This is a genomic window from Spirosoma horti (genome assembly GCF_054776595.1).
Genome location: NZ_BAAHBQ010000015.1, coordinates 1 through 17,826 on the forward strand (window position 1 = coordinate 1; position 17,826 = coordinate 17,826).

Annotated in this window: 14 protein-coding genes and 2 pseudogenes; 13 read left to right on the top strand and 3 right to left on the bottom strand. The window is 48.1% G+C overall.

The annotated features are described in order from the left end of the window. Positions 1–278 precede the first annotated feature (278 nt). Positions 279–698 (top strand): hypothetical protein, encoded by a 420-nt coding sequence (locus ACYVAM_RS30700; RefSeq protein WP_461073980.1) that lies wholly within the window; start codon positions 279–281, stop codon positions 696–698. 357 nt (positions 699–1,055) lie between these two features. Further along, on the top strand, positions 1,056–1,661 hold the full coding sequence (locus ACYVAM_RS30705) for an OmpH/Skp family outer membrane protein (RefSeq protein ID WP_461073981.1): 606 nt from the start codon (positions 1,056–1,058) through the stop codon (positions 1,659–1,661). A 132-nt stretch (positions 1,662–1,793) separates the two neighbouring features. Here ACYVAM_RS30705 and ACYVAM_RS30710 read toward each other — a convergent pair whose 3' ends face one another. After that, on the bottom strand, positions 1,794–2,600 hold the full coding sequence (locus ACYVAM_RS30710) for an alpha/beta fold hydrolase (protein WP_461073982.1): 807 nt from the start codon (positions 2,598–2,600) through the stop codon (positions 1,794–1,796). 488 nt (positions 2,601–3,088) lie between these two features. Here ACYVAM_RS30710 and ACYVAM_RS30715 point away from each other — a divergent pair, with 488 nt between their 5' ends. Continuing rightward, complete coding sequence (locus tag ACYVAM_RS30715; protein ID WP_461073983.1) at positions 3,089–3,688, top strand: hypothetical protein; 600 nt, start codon at positions 3,089–3,091, stop codon at positions 3,686–3,688. A 69-nt stretch (positions 3,689–3,757) separates the two neighbouring features. Further along, entirely contained in the window at positions 3,758–5,116 is a 1,359-nt protein-coding gene (locus ACYVAM_RS30720) for an erythromycin esterase family protein (protein WP_461073984.1), read from the top strand. Between the two features lie 254 nt (positions 5,117–5,370). Here ACYVAM_RS30720 and ACYVAM_RS30725 read toward each other — a convergent pair whose 3' ends face one another. Then, positions 5,371–5,850 (bottom strand): hypothetical protein, encoded by a 480-nt coding sequence (locus tag ACYVAM_RS30725; protein WP_461073985.1) that lies wholly within the window; start codon positions 5,848–5,850, stop codon positions 5,371–5,373. A 266-nt stretch (positions 5,851–6,116) separates the two neighbouring features. On the opposite strand from ACYVAM_RS30725, the gene ACYVAM_RS30730 reads away from it, so the two are divergent. From ACYVAM_RS30730 to ACYVAM_RS30770, 9 genes and pseudogenes are all read left to right on the top strand, one after another. Then, positions 6,117–6,470: a hypothetical protein gene (locus ACYVAM_RS30730; RefSeq protein WP_461073986.1), complete on the top strand. Its 354-nt coding sequence runs from the start codon at positions 6,117–6,119 to the stop codon at positions 6,468–6,470. A gap of 230 nt (positions 6,471–6,700) precedes the next feature. Continuing rightward, entirely contained in the window at positions 6,701–7,279 is a 579-nt protein-coding gene (locus tag ACYVAM_RS30735; RefSeq protein ID WP_461073987.1) for a hypothetical protein, read from the top strand. Positions 7,280–7,451: 172 nt separating this feature from the next. Further along, a pseudogene (locus ACYVAM_RS30740) lies at positions 7,452–7,561 on the top strand (integrase core domain-containing protein); the annotation flags it as partial. 552 nt (positions 7,562–8,113) lie between these two features. Next, complete coding sequence (locus tag ACYVAM_RS30745) at positions 8,114–9,841, top strand: GMC oxidoreductase (RefSeq protein ID WP_461073988.1); 1,728 nt, start codon at positions 8,114–8,116, stop codon at positions 9,839–9,841. 254 nt (positions 9,842–10,095) lie between these two features. After that, positions 10,096–10,530 (top strand): annotated as a pseudogene (locus ACYVAM_RS30750) (zinc-binding dehydrogenase); the annotation flags it as partial. A gap of 366 nt (positions 10,531–10,896) precedes the next feature. After that, the gene (locus tag ACYVAM_RS30755; protein WP_461073989.1) at positions 10,897–11,064 is read left to right on the top strand and encodes a hypothetical protein; all 168 of its coding nucleotides are present in this window, start codon (positions 10,897–10,899) and stop codon (positions 11,062–11,064) included. A gap of 318 nt (positions 11,065–11,382) precedes the next feature. Beyond that, the gene (locus ACYVAM_RS30760) at positions 11,383–11,724 is read left to right on the top strand and encodes a hypothetical protein (RefSeq protein WP_461073990.1); all 342 of its coding nucleotides are present in this window, start codon (positions 11,383–11,385) and stop codon (positions 11,722–11,724) included. Positions 11,725–12,297: 573 nt separating this feature from the next. Then, a complete protein-coding gene (locus ACYVAM_RS30765) occupies positions 12,298–15,672 on the top strand; it encodes a sensor histidine kinase (RefSeq protein WP_461073991.1) in 3,375 nt (1,124 codons plus the stop codon). 34 nt (positions 15,673–15,706) lie between these two features. Beyond that, positions 15,707–16,447 (top strand): response regulator, encoded by a 741-nt coding sequence (locus ACYVAM_RS30770; RefSeq protein ID WP_461073992.1) that lies wholly within the window; start codon positions 15,707–15,709, stop codon positions 16,445–16,447. A 309-nt stretch (positions 16,448–16,756) separates the two neighbouring features. On the opposite strand, the gene ACYVAM_RS30775 is transcribed toward ACYVAM_RS30770, so the two are convergent. Then, positions 16,757–17,809, bottom strand: coding sequence for a S1C family serine protease (locus ACYVAM_RS30775; protein WP_461073993.1), 1,053 nt, complete (start codon positions 17,807–17,809; stop codon positions 16,757–16,759). Positions 17,810–17,826 lie beyond the last annotated feature (17 nt).

The following is a 17,826-nucleotide window of genomic DNA, read 5'->3' on the forward strand; positions in this document are numbered from 1 at the left end:
AGAAGCGCTTCGCTATTGGTAATGCCCTGACCTTTCAATGCGTCGCTAAGAGCATCTGTGCTCCCTTTGAGTTCAGTTATTGATAAGCTCATCGATGTTAATTAGTTAAGTAATGGTAGTGAGTTATGCCTAAGACGGCATTTGGGGTAATGTAACACCTTTGGGTTAATCTTAAAAAATCGGGCGTTTTATGAGCAAGTAGTTAGCCCGTAGTTTCATGCTTTAGCTATCCTATAAGAAATTAAATAACAGAAAAACTGATAGCGCTAAATCTTACTATGAAAAGTAGTTTAACCCTGATAGGCCTATTCACCCTTTCATGCTTATCGGCATTCGGTCAATCAACGGCCTTTAGTAGTAAGCTAGATTCGCTTCCCGCTCAACAACGCTATCACTTTAAGCTGGCTTCGGATACCCGTCCAAAGAAACAGCAGTGGGCGACTGTATTTTTCTATCCATCCAAGAGTCCATCCGGTAATGAAATCCGTCTACCTCTCGGGGTTAATCAAACGACCGTTCGACTCAGTTCAGGGGATCGAGTACTTCAAGTCGATGAGGATTACGTCTTCATTCCTAATGCCAATCAAATTCGCGTGTTGGATGAAGAGGCCCTGACAGCACAGCAGCCGATAAGGATCTCTTACCAAGGAGTAGCTAACACAGTCAACAATCGACTTAATTTAGGGTATAAGCCCTAGGCTATCCTGAAAGGAGTAGCCGTTGCAAAAGTCGATACGGCTGCGATCTGATTAGTAAAACCAGCAATTGGTAGTCGTTAGTTGGCTGGTAAAGAGCTACTCATTTATAGCGGTTTGTTGTTCTCTGGATTTTTGCGACCGCATGGCCGGTCTCACAACGGTGGTTGTGCGCGGTTCCCCCGGTACGCCGGAGCGGCCGGGACATTCCGACCAGGCTGATGCGGGACCCTAGCCACAGCACTTGTATAACAGCGGTAGCGTTGTTATTAAATGTTAAATAGGACTACTACATTCCTATTTTCCTTACTTTGCTCGTTCAACCCACAAAATTTAGTATTCAGTCATTAGCGAGTGTCAATGAAAAAAATAATACGTGTTAGTTTACAGGCGAGCGTTCTGCTACTGACTTGCTTAACACTCCAAGCTCAATCGGAACGACTAGGGTTTGCTCGAATTGATTACATCGTTTCCCAAATGCCCGAGTCGAAGCAGGTGGAGAGTCAGCTGAGTAGTCAACAAACACAAGCTGAAACTGAACTGAAACGGTTGCAGAAGGAATTTGATGAGAAGTATGCTAGCTACCAAAAGACGGGCACTCAATTAAGTGAAACCGTTCGAAAAGACCGCGAAACTGAATTACAGAATCTACAGACCCGTTTCCAAGAACTTAGCCGGTCGGCTCAAGAATCGTTGCAGAAAAAGTACACCCAATTAATGAGTCCGGTGATAAGCAAAGTTCAACAGGCCATTGACAGCGTAGCGAAACAAAACGGTTATCGTTTTATTCTAAACGCATCTGCCAACGGTTCTTCTAACATTCTTTATACCTCAGAAGAGAATAACATCACTGATTTGGTCATCAAACGATTAGGGATCGTACCAGTACCATCAGTCCAAACGCCAGCGGCATCAACTAAGAGTCCTTTGACACCAAAGAGTACAGTCTCCCCCAAGAAAAAGTAAACGATTAAGTTAAAAATTCTCAAAATACGCTCCCTGGAGTGAGACTAATCAAATTTCAAGCATCGTCTAAGAAATATGGGTTGCCTGCTGAAAAACTGATTCTAAAATGACTAGCCCCTTTTGTCCTGTAGATTACAAATGTTGCTTGTAGAAACTTACAATCTGCTCAATCAGTAGTGCTGGTTTATCATAAGGAATGTTGTGAGAAGTGCCTTCCACATAATGTAAACGCCGATTTCGATGTCCCTTAACCAAGTTACGCTGGTCCGCTTTAAATCGCTCGTTCTCCTTCGCTTCCAAAAAAGGACCCCTCTCCGCCATAATATCAAGCATAGGAATGGTAGACGGTAACGGCACTTGCCTGACATAATCACTGGTCCGTTCCATTCGGGCCAGCAAATAGTACAAGCTCATATAGTCAGCTTCATAATCTTCACGCTTAAGGCTCTGGAAATAGATTCTGGCGAATCGCATGTCAGCGTAGGAAGGTATTCTTGGATCGACCAGAATAATGCCTTTCACCTGAGCCGGATGCCGAGCAGCATAGACCCGGTTGTAAAAAGCACCTAATGAGTGGCCAATCAGTAACAGATTCTTATTACTGCATCCAAGTTGTTGCAACGCCGTCTCTAAGCTTTTGATTTCCTGGAGAATGGTGTAGCCCGCCGTGTCAAAGCTACTTTGGCCAAAGCCCGCCCGATCATAAGTAATGACGGTTGCTTGCAGACGCTGCTGCACGACTGTAGCAATGGAGTCCCACTGAGAGGCATCCTGTCCGCCCCCTGATTCAAAGAGAATAGGTGGCTTCTCCCCTTTTATTAGTCTAAAATGAAGCCGATAAGGACGAGCGTCAACGATTGTGTCAAGGAGTTGAGCCTTAACGTTGACATGAATGATCAGGGATAGCCCAATGAGAACGATTTGTAAAAAATACTTCATTAGGTAGTGTAGGGGTTATCTACGCGCTTAAACTTACAGATTCATCAAATCGAATATGAATGTAAAATATATAAGGTATTAGCTAGGAGAATTATTACAAACAATGTGCTCGTAATCAAGCGCACATTTCTAATACTAAGCCGAGGTAACAGCAACCGGTTCATCCAATAACACAAACGCCAAAATATACTAACACCTCCTTGTCCGTAAAGATGAAAAAGTAGCTAAAAGCAGTTTTACCACTTGTCAGATTGTCGTAGGATAGACAGCACATAATTCCTGGGGCCTACTGGTAAACGGCTGGGGCGCTGGTACCGAGCTTTGGGGGCCAACAATCTAGAACAAGTCAGGCTTATAATACCCGCCTTATTTGCCTTGTATCGATTAAAGTAAGCTTAAATCTATTTCTGAGTAAAATTTATATTCATTTAATTATATTTTTGAGCATTGGTATTTGTTCCACTTCAGTTTTTCGGTTGCCCTTAATCATGAACAGACATAAATTATGGACGGCCCTTGCCTTCTGCATCATATTTAGCTACGCCTGTAAAAAAGAGACTGTGCCTCAAGCCCCGGTCAACCTGGTGAAAAATGGAGATATGGAAGCAGACCCCTCCCAAAATTGGGTGCCTTACTACGGCTATGAAATCACGACAAATCCAAATGGCTATCTTACCGCCTACACGACTGAAGCGGCCGCTTCGGGCACTCACTCGATTAAGGTCAGTTGCACCACTGTCAAAAATGACTCTACTTTTTTGTATTTCTACCAACAGTTTCTGCCCCAAACTCTAAAGCCGGGTGACAAACTTACCCTGAAAGCAAAAATTAAAACGGTAAATCTAAGGGGTGCCGGTATTTCGCTGGCCATTAGGGGCGATAAGTATACGAATGGACAAACCAGCCAAGCCTTTTTTTCCTCGACTCAAAGTCAGACCGTCATTAATGGTACCAATGATTTCAAGGAGTATTCAATAACAACGGATGCTTACCCGGGCAATGCTGATCGAATCGGGGTGTTTTTACTTTATTTAAACAAAACAACGGGTACGGCTTATTTTGACGACGTATCACTGACGGTAAATTGATGTAGGCCTTTTTCAGAACGGCGGGTAGTTAATCAGCTCTCCATAATCGTTAAACTCTTGGCAATAAGTGTGTCTGTAGGTATTAAACATTGGTTGGGTGGGCTCGTTATCTTGCTCGGCTTCTGTTTGCTTTGTAGCGGTTGCAAGAAGCCCGACTCCGATCCAACCGCTGACTTAACCACCGATCAACGAGCGACGGTAGAGTCACTTAATAAAGTCATCTTTCCCATTCAAGACGCTGATCCAGACCGGGATTTTACAGAATTAGCCCCCCTTGATACCGTCTTGGCAAAAGCACAGGTGGTGGGTATGGGCGAAGGCACCCACGGGACGCGCGAATTCTTTCAAATGAAGGATCGCCTGTTTCGTTATCTGGTTCAAAAGCATGGCTATCGAACCATTGCCTTTGAAGCCAATTTTGGTCGATCAGTAGTGGTCAATCGGTTTATTCATGGGCAGACAACTGAGTTGCTCACGGCTAGCGCAGCGGCTAAAAGTATGTATTTCTGGACCTGGTCAACCGACGAGGTACGCGCGCTGCTTCAATGGATGAAAGCCTATAATGCTGGTAAACCCTCAAGCGATCAACTTTCGTTCTATGGCTTCGACTGTCAATATGCCGACGACGAGTTTCCCTTACTTGATGCATTTCTGCTTAAAGTGGCCCCGGCTTTACTGACCGAATCGCATGCTTTAGCCAGCCTGGCCAGACCCGTCGGTGGTTCGCCTTTGAGCGACAGTAGCCGCCAGACTTATTCTAGCGGATTGTTAGCGCTCTACAATCAGTTCGTTACCAATGAAATGAATTGGGTGGCTAGTGCAGGGCGTGAGTCATACGAAATCGCCCGTCAAGCGGCTCGAGTACTTATTCAACAGCAGGAAATCACTAATGCTGCGGGCTGCGCTATAGGGACTCTGCGGGATCGATATATGGCTGAAAATGTCCAATGGTTACAAAATCGGATGGGAATCGGTAAGGTGAGTTTATGGGCTCATAACGCGCATATCAGTACTATTCCCTATCAGGGCTGCGGTTTACCTTCAATGGGCAGCTACCTGAAACAACAGTTGCAAGGTAACTACGTCACTGTTTGTACGTTACTGACGAATGGCATGTTCACCGTCCGGGATGCTTCGCAGAGCAATTCGCCTTTGAGCACGCTGAGTATACGAACGGATGGCGTAAAAACCTCCTATAATTACCTATTTGGCAAAGCCCAGTGGGCTAATTTTATATTAAATCTGAATGGTGTCCCCCAAGCGCCTGTGCTAACAACCTGGCTGACCAGCACTCACCCGCTGTTTGAATTAGGGGCCTCCTTCAACGAAACTGAGCCTGAACACTATTATAACCTTACAGCCTTACAAGGCCGTTTTGATGTACTCATTCATTTTCGGGACACCTCCCCCACCCAGCTACTGCCTTAATAGAAATGGGCCGGTCGGCTTATGCCATGATAGTATGTACCGGCTAACTTAGCGCTTCTCCTTCGATCACTCACCCATGTGAGCTACCCCGCTGCTTCGACAGGCTATATAAAGTGGCCTAACCTAAAAGGGAATGCCAGGTAAGATCGGCCCCTGGCCCGGCTATAGTAAATCTAAGCCTCTATGAGCATTTTTTGCATACCAGATTCATCAGTCCCCTAGAAATGAGCGTATTGCGAGAAACAGTGGAGAACTTAAATGTGCGCTGGATTGGGGTGTTTCTTTGTTAGAGAATAACTGTAAACCAGACCACCCAAGACCGACCCAATTAGGTAAATGGGCAGCGTTTGGCTATCAAATCTAGTTCCGGTTACCCCAATGCCAAAGCCCCGCGAATAAGATCGTGGCAGTAAACCAAGTACAAGTCCAGTGGCGATAATAGCTAGAGATGCATTGACTAGGTAAGTCATTCTGGTTTTGCCCCTGATCAAATTGGCGCTGATTAATACCAGTAGGGCAAAAATCAAAATGATAGAAAGCTTGACAATGGGTCCTATTTCATCGGCGATTTCCCAAGTTGAAATAAATAGGTTTAGAGCCCAATTTTTACTGTAGGTTTTGACCTGAATTGGGCTAGCGAGAGCAAACAATGCGCTGGTGCCAAATATGATGGCTATCCAAGCGGCCAACAGTGCTTTAAGCTGTTTAGGAATAGCTGTGCGTCTTATCATCATTTGGCTGGGGAGCTTAACGCGTTGTGTTAAGTTGGGTGGTGAGCTTAGTAACATAAGTCAATCTTCATTCGCCTAATGTGACAAGTGGAGTCGTCGTTATAGAGGTTGCTGCTCAAACGCTGTATTAATATAGCTGAACGCGTTTCTATACAAAAAACGGCTTGCCAACTGTCAGCCAAGTTTTAGTCAATAAAACCCGTAATCTTGCTTGTTAAACAAAGCTGAGTTTTGTTTAACTTTTCTCTCAGCTTAACATGATTCTGATTATGCAACAGATTTTAAAGAAAATAGTAGTCCTTTTGACTGGCGCTAGTATTTGCCTGTCCTCCTGCGTGACATCTAAAATTAAACCGTTGGCACAGGTGGGTAGCGGCCTACAGACGGATAGCTTGTCAGTCAAGATTTTCCTTCTAGAGAGGGAGATTCCTCAAGATATTGAACAATTGGGTGTTGTTTCTCTATCCATCAATAGCAGACCAGGTTTGAACATTGATCAGCAAGTAAAACAGCAGTTAAAAGACGATTGCCAGCGATTAGGGGCTAACGGTGCCTACCGAATTAATGACGGTACTTATTACCCTATGGTAGTGAGTTATTTAGTTTTTAGATACAAGAAGTAGTTACTTATCATACTGGCAGTGGCTGTTGCAAAGGTCTTACAGTCCATGAGTAAGCCTGTCAGAGGGGTCACTATCGCCCGGTTTTTTTGCCAAAAACAAGGTGCTAAACCAGGCGTTTCAAACCCGTCCAGACTTTTGCAATAGCCACGTGAGTTATACAACAGTACTTGAATAAGTACAAAAATAAGTGTTCGATAATCTTAAAATGATTTTGCCCTTTTCAAACATTCATGCAATCTTTCATAGCGCTAGTCAAGGCATTGGGTACTGGTATACTTATTCTTCTGTCTATTCCTGTTCTTTTTCTCGTTCTAGTATTCCTGCCTGAGTTTTGTACAAAACGGATTGATAGTACTTCACTGATTCAAAGTCAATCCTTCCAGGATCTTCACCACATGATTACTCAGTTGGATAGTACCAAAAATATAGCTGTTTTGACAAAAAGCGAGTTTGTTGTTGTTGATGGGCTAGTGATTAACTTGGCTAAACGAACGTTCGGCAGCGAACCGGTATTAGGGTTCTACCAGTCGTATTATGATGAAGGAAGTAAACATAAGTATTCATCCCTCGACTCTTTATTGGCACCTCGTCACCTCGACAGTACAACGGTTTATCGGATCACGGCAGCCATGAAGACAACCAATATAGCTGACGTAGAAATCAATTATAAAGTAATAATCTACCGTTGGAAGGTATCAGCCATGTATAGAGAAGAAGGCATACTTTATGGAGAATGGGATATGACAAATAACTCGCAGTATAAACTATTTGAATCGATAGCTCCTCATTTTTATCATTTTGCTCACTAACTAGATCTAAACAAAATTCAGTTTCTAGTTCTATCGGTTGAGAGCTGAATAGTAAACTTTCTATAGAGTCGTTATATAGCTGATTTTTGTTAATAAAATATTCCTAGTCAAAAGTGTAATACTCTAGGAACAGAATCATCAAAAAGGCTCGGATAAGGAAATCGGCTTACACTGGATCGAACCAGGCAAACCGACTCAGAATGCCTACATCGAACGGTTCAATGGAACCTTTCGTCGAGAGGTTTAGATGCTCACCTTTTCGCGAGTATCAGGAAGTTACGGCGAGTTTACAATATGTATATCAGCTAATTGGGCTGATGTGAGAGTTCAGAGGATACCCTACCTATTTCGTTGATAATAAAGATCATTTTTTCGATTTACAAAACGGGGTGATTCTTATGCTTTACCTTACCGCCAAACGCTTCTGATGCAGGACATATCTAAAAAAAACGCTTCTATCCTCTGGTTTAAGTTAGGGGGTTGTTCACCAAGAGACGTAATGGCCTTTAACACATCTTTTCACCATCAGGATGCTCATGACGAAGCAGAAGAGAGCTTTTCTAACTGGAATAAGCTTGATTGATAACGAATAGTGTCCATTCAACTAAGCGTATTCCTGAACGTTTACAAGCTGTTTGAGTTAATCGTTTCGTTATAAAAGGCATTACGAAAAGGTTTCTTAAATCCATCCTGGTTCTGTTCTGATTTTTCTTGCTTTTCCTTATAGGTAAAACCAAATGTGTTAAGGCTTTTTTAGTGAGACAGACCAAAGAACCGGACCTCACTGGCTACCTGGTCGACTGTCGGAACCGGACACCCCAACTCCTTACCCTCATGAACCTCAATTTAAAAGCGCAGGCTAACAATACGTTCGATGCCATTGTCGTGGGTTCGGGCGTTAGTGGTGGCTGGGCGGCTAAAGAACTCACCCAAAAAGGCCTCCGCGTGTTGATGCTCGAACGGGGCCGTGACCTTCAGCACGTAACGGGTTATACAACGGCCTTGAAAGACCCCTGGGAGTTTGCTCATCGGGGACGAACCGTTTTGCCGGTGGAAAAAGAGGAGCCTGGTTTTCGTGTCCGCCCGTATAACGAACAAAGCGGTGATTTTTCATTCGACGACCGGAACGCGCCTTACAAAGAAATTCACCCATTTGCCTGGTATCGCCCGGATGTATTGGGGGGGAAGTCAATTATGTGGGGGCGGCAGAGCTACCGGTTCAGTGAGATGGATTTTGAATCCAACGCCCGGGATGGTTTCGGCACCGACTGGCCGATCCGCTATAAAGACCTGGCTCCCTGGTATAGTTATGTCGAGCGTTTTGCGGGAATTTCGGGTAGTAAAGAAGGACTCATACAGCTACCCGACGGTGAATTTTTACCACCCATGGCGTTGAATTGTGTGGAGCAACATGTTCGTGAGCGATTGAAAACCAAGATGAACCGCGTGCTTACTATAGGCCGAACTGCAAATCTGTCGAAAGCGAATCCGGTCCATACATCCGTGGGGCGAGCCCCGTGTCAATACCGAAACAAATGCGCCCAGGGCTGTCCATACGGCGGCTATTTCAGTACCTTGTCCGCTACATTGCCAGCCGCCCGCCAAACCAACCGACTTACGGTCCGGCCCGATAGTATTGTCTCTGAGGTTTTGTACGATGAAAAACGGCAACGAGCCCTTGGCGTTCGGGTAATTGATGCCAAGACTCATCAAGCAACGGAGTATTATGCCCGGATTATCTTCTTGAATGCGTCAGCGATGTCCACCAATTTTATCCTACTCAACTCTGTCTCCAGTCGTTTTCCGACTGGGTTCGGTAATGATAACGGCACGTTGGGAAAATACATTATGGACCACCATTTTCAGGCGGGAGCCAACGCCCAGGCCGATGGGCTGGGATTCGACGACAAATACTACTATGGTCGCCGGGCTAATGGCATATACATTCCCCGTTATCGAAATATCGGCGCCGATAAGCGGGGGTATCTACGTGGCTTTGGTTATCAGGGTGGTGCATCCCGATCGGGCTGGCAACGGCTCATTGCTGAAGCGGCCGGGGTTGAGTCCAACTTTGGCGCCGATTTAAAGGAACAGGCCACTCAGCCAGGACCCTGGAACATGGGTATTATGGGATTCGCGGAGTGTTTACCCTACGAAGACAACCAGGTTACCCTTAATCGGGATCGACTCGACAAATGGGGCCTACCGACATTGAATTTCGACGTACGATTTCGTGAAAACGAGCACCTCATGCAGCAGGATATGATGAATGATGCCGCCGAAATGCTTGAAGCCGCCGGTCTGAAAAACATCAGTACCTACAACAATCACTCAATACCCGGCGGGGCCGTTCATGAAACGGGCGGAGTTCGCATGGGGCGCGACCCGAAAACCTCGATGCTTAACGCCACTAACCAACTCTGGACCGCTAAGAATGTATTCGTCACGGATGGCGCTTGTTTCGCATCGGTAGCCTGCCAGAATCCCTCGCTCACGTTTATGGCCCTAACGGCTCGAGCCGCTGATTTTGCCGTTAGTGAGCTAAAACGAAAGAATTTATAAGCTATATGGGGAGAATTGCATAAACCTTTCCGTAAACGGTTTCTGGCTTTTAAGCCGAGGGTAGATTGCACTCATCACCCAGATTGAATCAGAACCTTGTATCTCCGGAATATATAGTATACCCAACAGGCAACTTCGGTAGCCTGCAGAAGCAGTGGACTAATCAGATAGTTCTTTAAACCGCTACCGGGTACCCGATATAGAAGACGCACTCCCCTTCCTAAACTCCTGAATCGTGCGACCAGGTTGCCAAAGAACGAGGTGCCTGGGTCGTCGGTACATCTTCAGCTGCTAAGCGTGACTTTGTATTATCGCTGGGAGCCGACGAGCATGTAGACTACGCCCTGGTCCATTTTGACGAGGTGGTATCACCAGTGGATGTCGTACTCGACTCCATCGGTGGTGATCATCTGGAGCGTTCCCTGGCCGTGGTAAAGCCTGGTGGTACGCTCATCAGCATCGTTGGGATGAGGCCGGAAGTGGTTGAACACGCTCAGACGAAGGGTGTACAGGCTTATGGCTACTTAGTGGGCTCCAACGGTGAAGACCAGACGGCCATTGCCGAACGGTTGGCCGATGGCCGACTCCGGTCGCATGTAACGCAAGTAATTCCGTTTGCCCAACTTCCCGATGCATTGCGTACCGTTGAAGGAGGTAAAACGCAGGGCAAGATTGTTGTAGCACTATAGGAATTCCGGCCGGGTCTCCAAACATTGATTGGCGTTTGGAGACCCGTATGCGACTGAAGGTGTGAGACAGTGATTATAAAATCACTGTCTCACAATTTGCTCCTACCTAACACAAAAGAGCGTTCATGTTTGTGCATCTCAAACCGGGCGTTTAAGTGAGAGTCTCTTTTTATAAACTTTAAGTGGCCAGCAGTCGGTGCCGCAACAGCGCACCGTGCCGATCCGGGTCTGCCTATCGCCACCCCCAATCCAATTTGTAGCGTAGGCAAAGATATGCCCCATGTTTTGCTACCACTTAAAGTGTCCAAAGCATTAGTTGATAGTTCAGATAGATCAAGTGCGGACTTCTGGTCAACTTGCAACTTCATGCTCCTGGCAACCACAATGACCAGCCATCAACCACCCTCACCGACGACCAATAAGTTTAACGAGCGACTTGATGTTGACTTCGCCTTACAAGCTACTCAACTGGGCGTTTGGGAAATTGACCTCGCCTTACCTGTTGATAATTTCCCTGACCTTAGGAGCGAATGACTTAATCTTACATAAACGCTCATATAAATCACCAGACAGCGTATGCTCGTCGGGTGGGAAGGGGGCTAAGTGATTGGTTACCGGATGGGAGTCGTTCTATTTTGCTGCCTACCCAGGGAGTCACTACTAGATAAGGCCCAAAAGCGATTAACTAAGTAAGTGACTCTGTGAACTCTGATCTTACTAAATATATTAAATGGTAAATTTAAGGAAGGGGATGGGTATAGTTTGTTATGTACATATACCTATTAATAAATAAGTAATTATACGTTAAGTGATTTCTGTAAATTTGGTATTACGCACGAAAGACCGCTACGAATGAGTCAAACCTCTACCTACCCCGCCCCCGGCGTTTACCAATACGCGTATCCTACTTCCGTGGATACCCCCCAACTGATCTGTGTTCATTTTGTGACCCCGGATCAGCAACACGCGTTTGTGAGCTATCCCAAACATCCCAATCATAAAGGGGCTCAGCTAGTTGCCCTGAGCTGGTTTGCCTCCGTACGGCTGGTCAAGCAGGCGGGTCAGCCCCAACTAATGCCCTTTCTGGAGGTAACGCTTCGTGGGTGGCTTCAAAAAAGCTGGATAGTAGACCCCGCTGAGGTACTGTCCATTGGCTTTAATGCTACTGCCGCTGCCGGACAACTGGCGGCCTAAGCTTTTTTCAGAAATTTCACCATCCACCTAAGGGCCAAGTTGATTCTTTTGGTCCGGGGCTACACTTCGCTTTATCAACTTCCGGCTTCACCAGGATGAGCTAACGGTTCGTTGTAGGACCCGGTGCGAATAGGCTACTGATCAAAATCGGCTTACCCTATCCCGCAAAGCGAATGGCGACTAAGGTCCCGTTAGAATTGATTGGCTAGTGCTCAGTAGTGCCGCGGTTTGACTAATACTATTTATAGGGCCGCGTCTGGCAGGAGCGTGAAGCCTTAGGGCTAATCTGGGCACGAGGATCATCTCCCGTGCTTTTGGCCAATCGCTGAACGGATGGAACACGAAAAGCGAGCCTGTAAACCCTGGGTTTACTTGACGTTTATGATAATTCCTCTTCAAACCCACCCCATTATGGAGTCTGTTGAACTTACCCCCAGCCTACGTACTCTGCTATTTTTTACCCCCCTGCTTAATGAACACGGTCATTTAGTAGATCTACAGGTATACCCCGGGGGGCGAGTTACTGCTCAACCAGATAGGCCTGAAGAGGACAGGATTTATCTCTCTGACTGGATGGATCCCCAGGCCTTTCCTTCTCTGAACGCCTTTTGGCTATCGTTGGAAAAGGGTAACCCCTGTCGTTTTACCTACAAACTGACACCCACTACGTCGGGACAAGCAACCGTTACACCCATTAACGGGGGGTATTTAGTCGAGTTTTTAACCCCAGACTCAACCCCGCCTTCCGATCCCCGTTGGGACTCCATGCCTACCCAGTTCCAGCGTGATGAGCCCCACCCCTGGAGCACCTCCTTTCTGCAATCGCTATACCAACGCCTTCCCGGCCAGCAAGCCATTCTTTATGCCTATGATGAAGTTCAGCTGACGCTTCAACCGCTAAACCAAAAAATAGGAAATAAACTACCAAACCTCATTCCCCTGGCTGGCATCCAGATGCTCCGGGAGCAACCGCTCATTTGTTGCCCGCAACTCGAAGCCCACACCCCAGGCATAGCGCCCCTGCTGGGTTTGTTTGAAGGCGGCTATCGTTGCTTCATGATGGTTCCCTTGCTAAAGCACGAGCAGTTGCTGGGCGCCTTAGTGGTTGCCCACCAGCAGGCCCATTTTTTTACCAGCCGCCATCAGAAACGTATCCAGGAACTGGGAAGGGAATTGACCGCTAGCCTATCGCTCCGGGTAAGCCCATCCGCAAGCCTACCCCCGCCCCAGCAGGCAATGCCTCACGTACTGGAAGCCATTCTAGCCCACATACCGGTTGGACTAGCCCTTTTTCAACCCCTTAAAGAAGGGGAGAGAATTGTCGATTTCGTCTGTGCGGTGACCAATCCGGCCCATGCCGCCTTAACGGGGCACCGCCTGGCGGATATGGTGGGGCAAACGCTTAATGCCTTGTTTCCCGCTACCTTACAGACCAGCCTATTTGACCGGCTGGTGCGAGTTGCTCAAAGTGGTATACCTCAACAGTACCAGGAACAGGCCGTTTTTGCTGGCATGTCGATGTGGGGGCGTTTTTCCTTAGTGCGGGTGGGCGAGAACGTTCTGTACACGGTCATGGATATAACCGATCTCAAACAAACCCAGGTCCTGCTGGACCTCAAGAACACGCAGTTAGAGAAACGAGTCGTGGCGCGTTCCAAACAGATTCATAATCTGACGGTGCTGCAAAATGCCATCCTTAAACACGGGGGGCAGGCCATTATTTCCACCAGCATCGATGCGGTCATTCAAACGGCCAATCAGGCTTGTGAAAAATTACTGGGCTACTCCGCCCAGGAACTGCTCGGGCAGTCCGTTCATGTGCAGCCTGGCACCGGCGATAGTCCCTTTCCGGTCATTTCCTTTCAATCCACCCCACCAGCCACTGGAAATCCAGCCGCTATCTTGCAGGAGACCCTCAATGGGGAAGTGTATCGGTACCTGGAAGGGGTGGCTATCACCAAAACGGGCACTACCGTTCCTATTTTGTTAGCCGCGATTGCTTTGCAGGATGAGCAGGGAGTGACCATCGGCTACCTGGGAATTGCCGCCAATATCTCGGCCTTAAAGACGGCCCAGGCCCGACTTATTCAGAAGGACCGGGAGCTGAGTACCTTCTTTGAGAATGCCTTGGACATGCACTGCATTTCCGATAGCGAGGGCGTCATCTCGACGGTCAACAAGGCCTTTCAAGCCGCCCTGGGCTACTCGGCGGCCGAGTTGAAGGCGATTCCTTTTTTACAACTAATCCATCCCGACGAGCAGAAATGGGTGTACCAACACCGCCTGCAATCGATCCTCCAGCAGCCGGTTCGCAATCAGATTAATCGAATGCGTTGTCAGGATGGTACCTATCGAATCATTGAGTGGAATGCCATTGCTATTGATGAGGTGGTGTACGGGTCGGCCCATGACATCACCGAACGCCAGGAGTCGGAAACCCAGCTACGGCTCCTCAATCAGCGGCTTCAGCTGGCCACTCAAGCCGCTGGCCAGGGCATCTGGGAAAGTAACCTGCAAACCGATAGCTTGATTTGGGACGATCGGATGTGGGCCTTGCATGGCCTGGAGCCTGGCCGAACGGATTGGAGCTTTAAGTCGTATCTAAACCTGATCCATCCCGACGATCTGGCCGCTTTTTTGGCTCAGTCTCACCTGGGTCAATCGGAGGATAAGATCTGGAACCTGACACGGATTGTCCGTCCCGATGGGGCCATCCGCTATATTGAAACCAATGGTCTGCTGATAAAGGGCCCACAGGGGCAACCGGTTCAGGCCATCGGGGTTGCCTGGGATGTGACAGAGCGGAAACTGGCTGAAGAAGCCCTGCGGGAGAGCGAACAGCGGTTCCGGGAGATTGCCGAGAATGTTGACGAGGTATTCTGGATACACTCGGCTGATCCGTTTCACTTACTCTACGTCAACCCGGCCTATGAGCGGATCTGGAACCGCTCGGTTCAGAGTATCTACGCCGATATTACCAGCTTTATGAAGGACATCGTAGCGGATGATCAACCGGCGATGCAGGCTCTTTTTGAGGCCTACAGGGCGGGCCAGGAAGGTCAACTGGACTTCCGGATCGAGCAAGCTGACGGGTTAAGGCGCTGGCTGTCGATGCGTACCTTCATCGTCCGCGACGGGGCGGGGCGGGTTACCCGGCACCTGGGCATTGTCAATGACATTACCAGTCAGAAGGAAAAAGAACGGGTCCTTCAACAATCGCTCCAGCGGGAACAGGAGCTCAACCAACTCAAATCACAATTTGTCTCCACGGCCTCCCACGAGTTCCGCACCCCCCTGACCACCATTCAAACCAGTACGGAGCTGATCGAGATGTATCTGGATATACCAACCAGTGAGACCTCGATTCGAGCGCATATCGGTGTGATTTACAAAGCGATCGACCATGTGAGTGAGTTGCTGTCGGATATGCTGACCATCGGCAAAATTGAAGCGGGTCGGGTCAGCGTTACGCCCCGCTGGCTGGATCCGGTGGCGCTGTGTACCCAGTTGATAGCTACCCATTACAGTGGACGCCGTGACCACCGCCGGGTGCAGCTTAAACTAGTGGGAAGGCCCTACCAGGTCTATCTGGATGAGAAACTGATGAGTCATGTGCTGCTTAACCTGCTGTCCAATGCCTTTAAATTCTCGACTCAGGCCCCCCAGTTGACCATTCGGTTTGGGCCCAACGAATTGCGCCTGGATGTGGCCGATTCAGGCATCGGCATCCCCGCCGAGGATTTGGTTAACTTATTTCAGGCTTTTTTCCGGGCCCGTAATACGAACGGTATCCCGGGCACGGGGTTGGGTCTGGTCATCGCCCGGCAGTATGTGGAGCTTCAGGGCGGGTGGCTTGGGGTCCAGCCTAAACGCAAGCCGGGAACCACCTTTACGATTTGTTTTACTCCTTTACCAGGAGACATTCTGCCCCTGGTACTCGATAACTAGTTTTTGAATCAACTGTGCTTTTGCGCGCCTACGTATGCCGACTCATATCCTATTGATTGAAGATGAAGAGCAAATTCGAAAAAACTTGCTGGAAATTTTACACCTGAAGGGCTACCAAGTTACGGCGGGGGCCGACGGCTTGGCGGGCATCCAGTTCGCCAGCCAACAGCCGCCGGATTTAATCCTGTGTGATATTATGATGCCCCATCTGAGTGGGTATCAGGTCTTAGCCCATATGCGTACGCAGGAAGCGCTAGCATCCATTCCCTTTATTTTCTTAACGGCTAAATCGGACATGGGGGATTTGCGGTATGGGATGGAATTGGGGGCCGATGATTACCTGGCCAAACCCTTCAGTACCAAAGATCTGCTGGGGGCTATCGAGAGTCGTCTCAAACGGCATCAACAAAAGCCTCCCTCTCAACCATCCCCCGTTGGCCTACAGACCATCCAGGCGCACGCAGAGGGAGGGAGTATGATTCTAAACGTAGCCGATTGTCTTTACTTTTATGTGCACACCAGAGCCTACTATTTATGCCATTCGCTGGGGACTTTCCAGATCGACTTAACCATGAGTGAGTTAGCGGCCCAACTCGATTCGACGCAATTTTTCAGGGCTAATCGGCAGGTGATTATTCACCGCAAAAGCATCCAGAAATACGCCTACTGGCAGCAGGGAAAATATTGTTTATTCTTGATCAATAGCGCAAAAACTAAAGAGATTGTCATACCCAAGGCTCGATTTAGGCAATTAAAAAAATGGTTAGCCAACTAATGGCACCACAACCACTGATTACCCTGTTATTTTCGGTCCTACAAGTACCTATAACGGGTTACACTAGTCAGCTAAGCGTCGAGCGTATGTGACTAGTGGCGTTTGACAGTTATTAAAACACCCGTCTCAAATGAGGCTCCAATCTTGCTACACGGGCTCTTTAAAGGAAAGTGACAGATTTTGCCGTCTGACGTTGCGTCAGGCTGTTGGAGCGGTACGAAACGGTAAATGCACCCGATGGTTGAAAACAGGATAGAAAACGGGTGTCTCGTTCAGTCTGATTTGCTGGACGAGACACCCGTTTCTTAATTAATTCAACTCGCCCGGAATTACCTGGAGACTGATTTGGCGGTTTTGCCGCAACACCGATACCGGAATGCGCCTACCAATCGTCTCATCGGTGAGCAGCCGATGCAGATCGTCCATCGTCGCAATGGGTTGACCATCGAAGCCAACAATAATATCTCCCTGTTGCAATTGGCTGTTTCCCGCAACGCCATCTGCTTCAACACTGGCCACAATAACACCCGTTTTTGTCGTCAGTTGATTGTACAGTTTGATACGTTCGGTCAGGTTGATGAGTTGACCGGCAATGCCCAGATATCCCCGGCGAACTCGTCCGTGCATAATGAGTTTGCCCGCCACAAACGCAGCCAGATTCGACGAAACGGCAAAGCAAAGGCCCTGAGCAGGTAATATAACGGCGGTATTGACCCCAATAACATCACCATTGGCATCGACCAGAGGCCCGCCCGAATTACCCGGATTGAGCGCGGCATCTGTCTGAATAACATCGTCGATGAGCCGCCCGGATTCAGACCGCAGCGTTCGGCCGAGGGCACTTACCACGCCAGCCGTCAGTGAATACTGAAACCCATACGGGTTGCCAATGGCAATGGCGATCTGACCAACCTGCACCTGCTTCGAGTCGGCAAACCGAATCGCTTTCAGGCCATCTGCGTAGATCTTGATGACGGCAATATCGGTGGCGGGGTCGCGCCCAATCAGCGTAGCTTCATACTCGCGGCTCGGTTCATCGGCAAGAGTGGCAACCGCGACGTCAATTTTGGTCGCCCCGGCGACTACGTGGTTATTGGTGATAATATAGCCATCGGTCGAAATAATAAATCCCGACCCTGTACCGCCATCGCCATTACCCCGATCTGAACGGCCTCGTTTTAGATCTATTTCGGTTTGATTCGTAGCCCGACCGCTGACTTTTATCTGGACAACGGATGGGCTAACTTTTTTGGCGACCGTCACCACAGTAGTTGAATAGGCATCGAGCAGAACGGAATCCTGTTCTGCCCGCCCACCAGGCTGCGAGGCCAGGTCGGCAAACGTTACAAAGTTCGTTTCCATTATGTACTTGGTTTACA

Bases quoted from the DNA above. Each gene is read 5' to 3' on its own strand.
- ACYVAM_RS30725 (WP_461073985.1), bottom strand. From the start codon at position 5,850: ATGATGATAAGACGCACAGCTATTCCTAAACAGCTTAAAGCACTGTTG.
- ACYVAM_RS30775 (WP_461073993.1), bottom strand. From the start codon at position 17,809: ATGGAAACGAACTTTGTAACGTTTGCCGACCTGGCCTCGCAGCCTGGT.
- ACYVAM_RS30735 (WP_461073987.1), top strand. From the start codon at position 6,701: ATGCAATCTTTCATAGCGCTAGTCAAGGCATTGGGTACTGGTATACTT.
- ACYVAM_RS30715 (WP_461073983.1), top strand. From the start codon at position 3,089: ATGAACAGACATAAATTATGGACGGCCCTTGCCTTCTGCATCATATTT.
- ACYVAM_RS30710 (WP_461073982.1), bottom strand. From the start codon at position 2,600: ATGAAGTATTTTTTACAAATCGTTCTCATTGGGCTATCCCTGATCATT.
- ACYVAM_RS30705 (WP_461073981.1), top strand. From the start codon at position 1,056: ATGAAAAAAATAATACGTGTTAGTTTACAGGCGAGCGTTCTGCTACTG.
- ACYVAM_RS30700 (WP_461073980.1), top strand. From the start codon at position 279: ATGAAAAGTAGTTTAACCCTGATAGGCCTATTCACCCTTTCATGCTTA.
- ACYVAM_RS30770 (WP_461073992.1), top strand. From the start codon at position 15,707: ATGCCGACTCATATCCTATTGATTGAAGATGAAGAGCAAATTCGAAAA.
- ACYVAM_RS30765 (WP_461073991.1), top strand. From the start codon at position 12,298: ATGGATCCCCAGGCCTTTCCTTCTCTGAACGCCTTTTGGCTATCGTTG.
- ACYVAM_RS30755 (WP_461073989.1), top strand. From the start codon at position 10,897: ATGCTCCTGGCAACCACAATGACCAGCCATCAACCACCCTCACCGACG.
- ACYVAM_RS30745 (WP_461073988.1), top strand. From the start codon at position 8,114: ATGAACCTCAATTTAAAAGCGCAGGCTAACAATACGTTCGATGCCATT.
- ACYVAM_RS30760 (WP_461073990.1), top strand. From the start codon at position 11,383: ATGAGTCAAACCTCTACCTACCCCGCCCCCGGCGTTTACCAATACGCG.
- ACYVAM_RS30730 (WP_461073986.1), top strand. From the start codon at position 6,117: ATGCAACAGATTTTAAAGAAAATAGTAGTCCTTTTGACTGGCGCTAGT.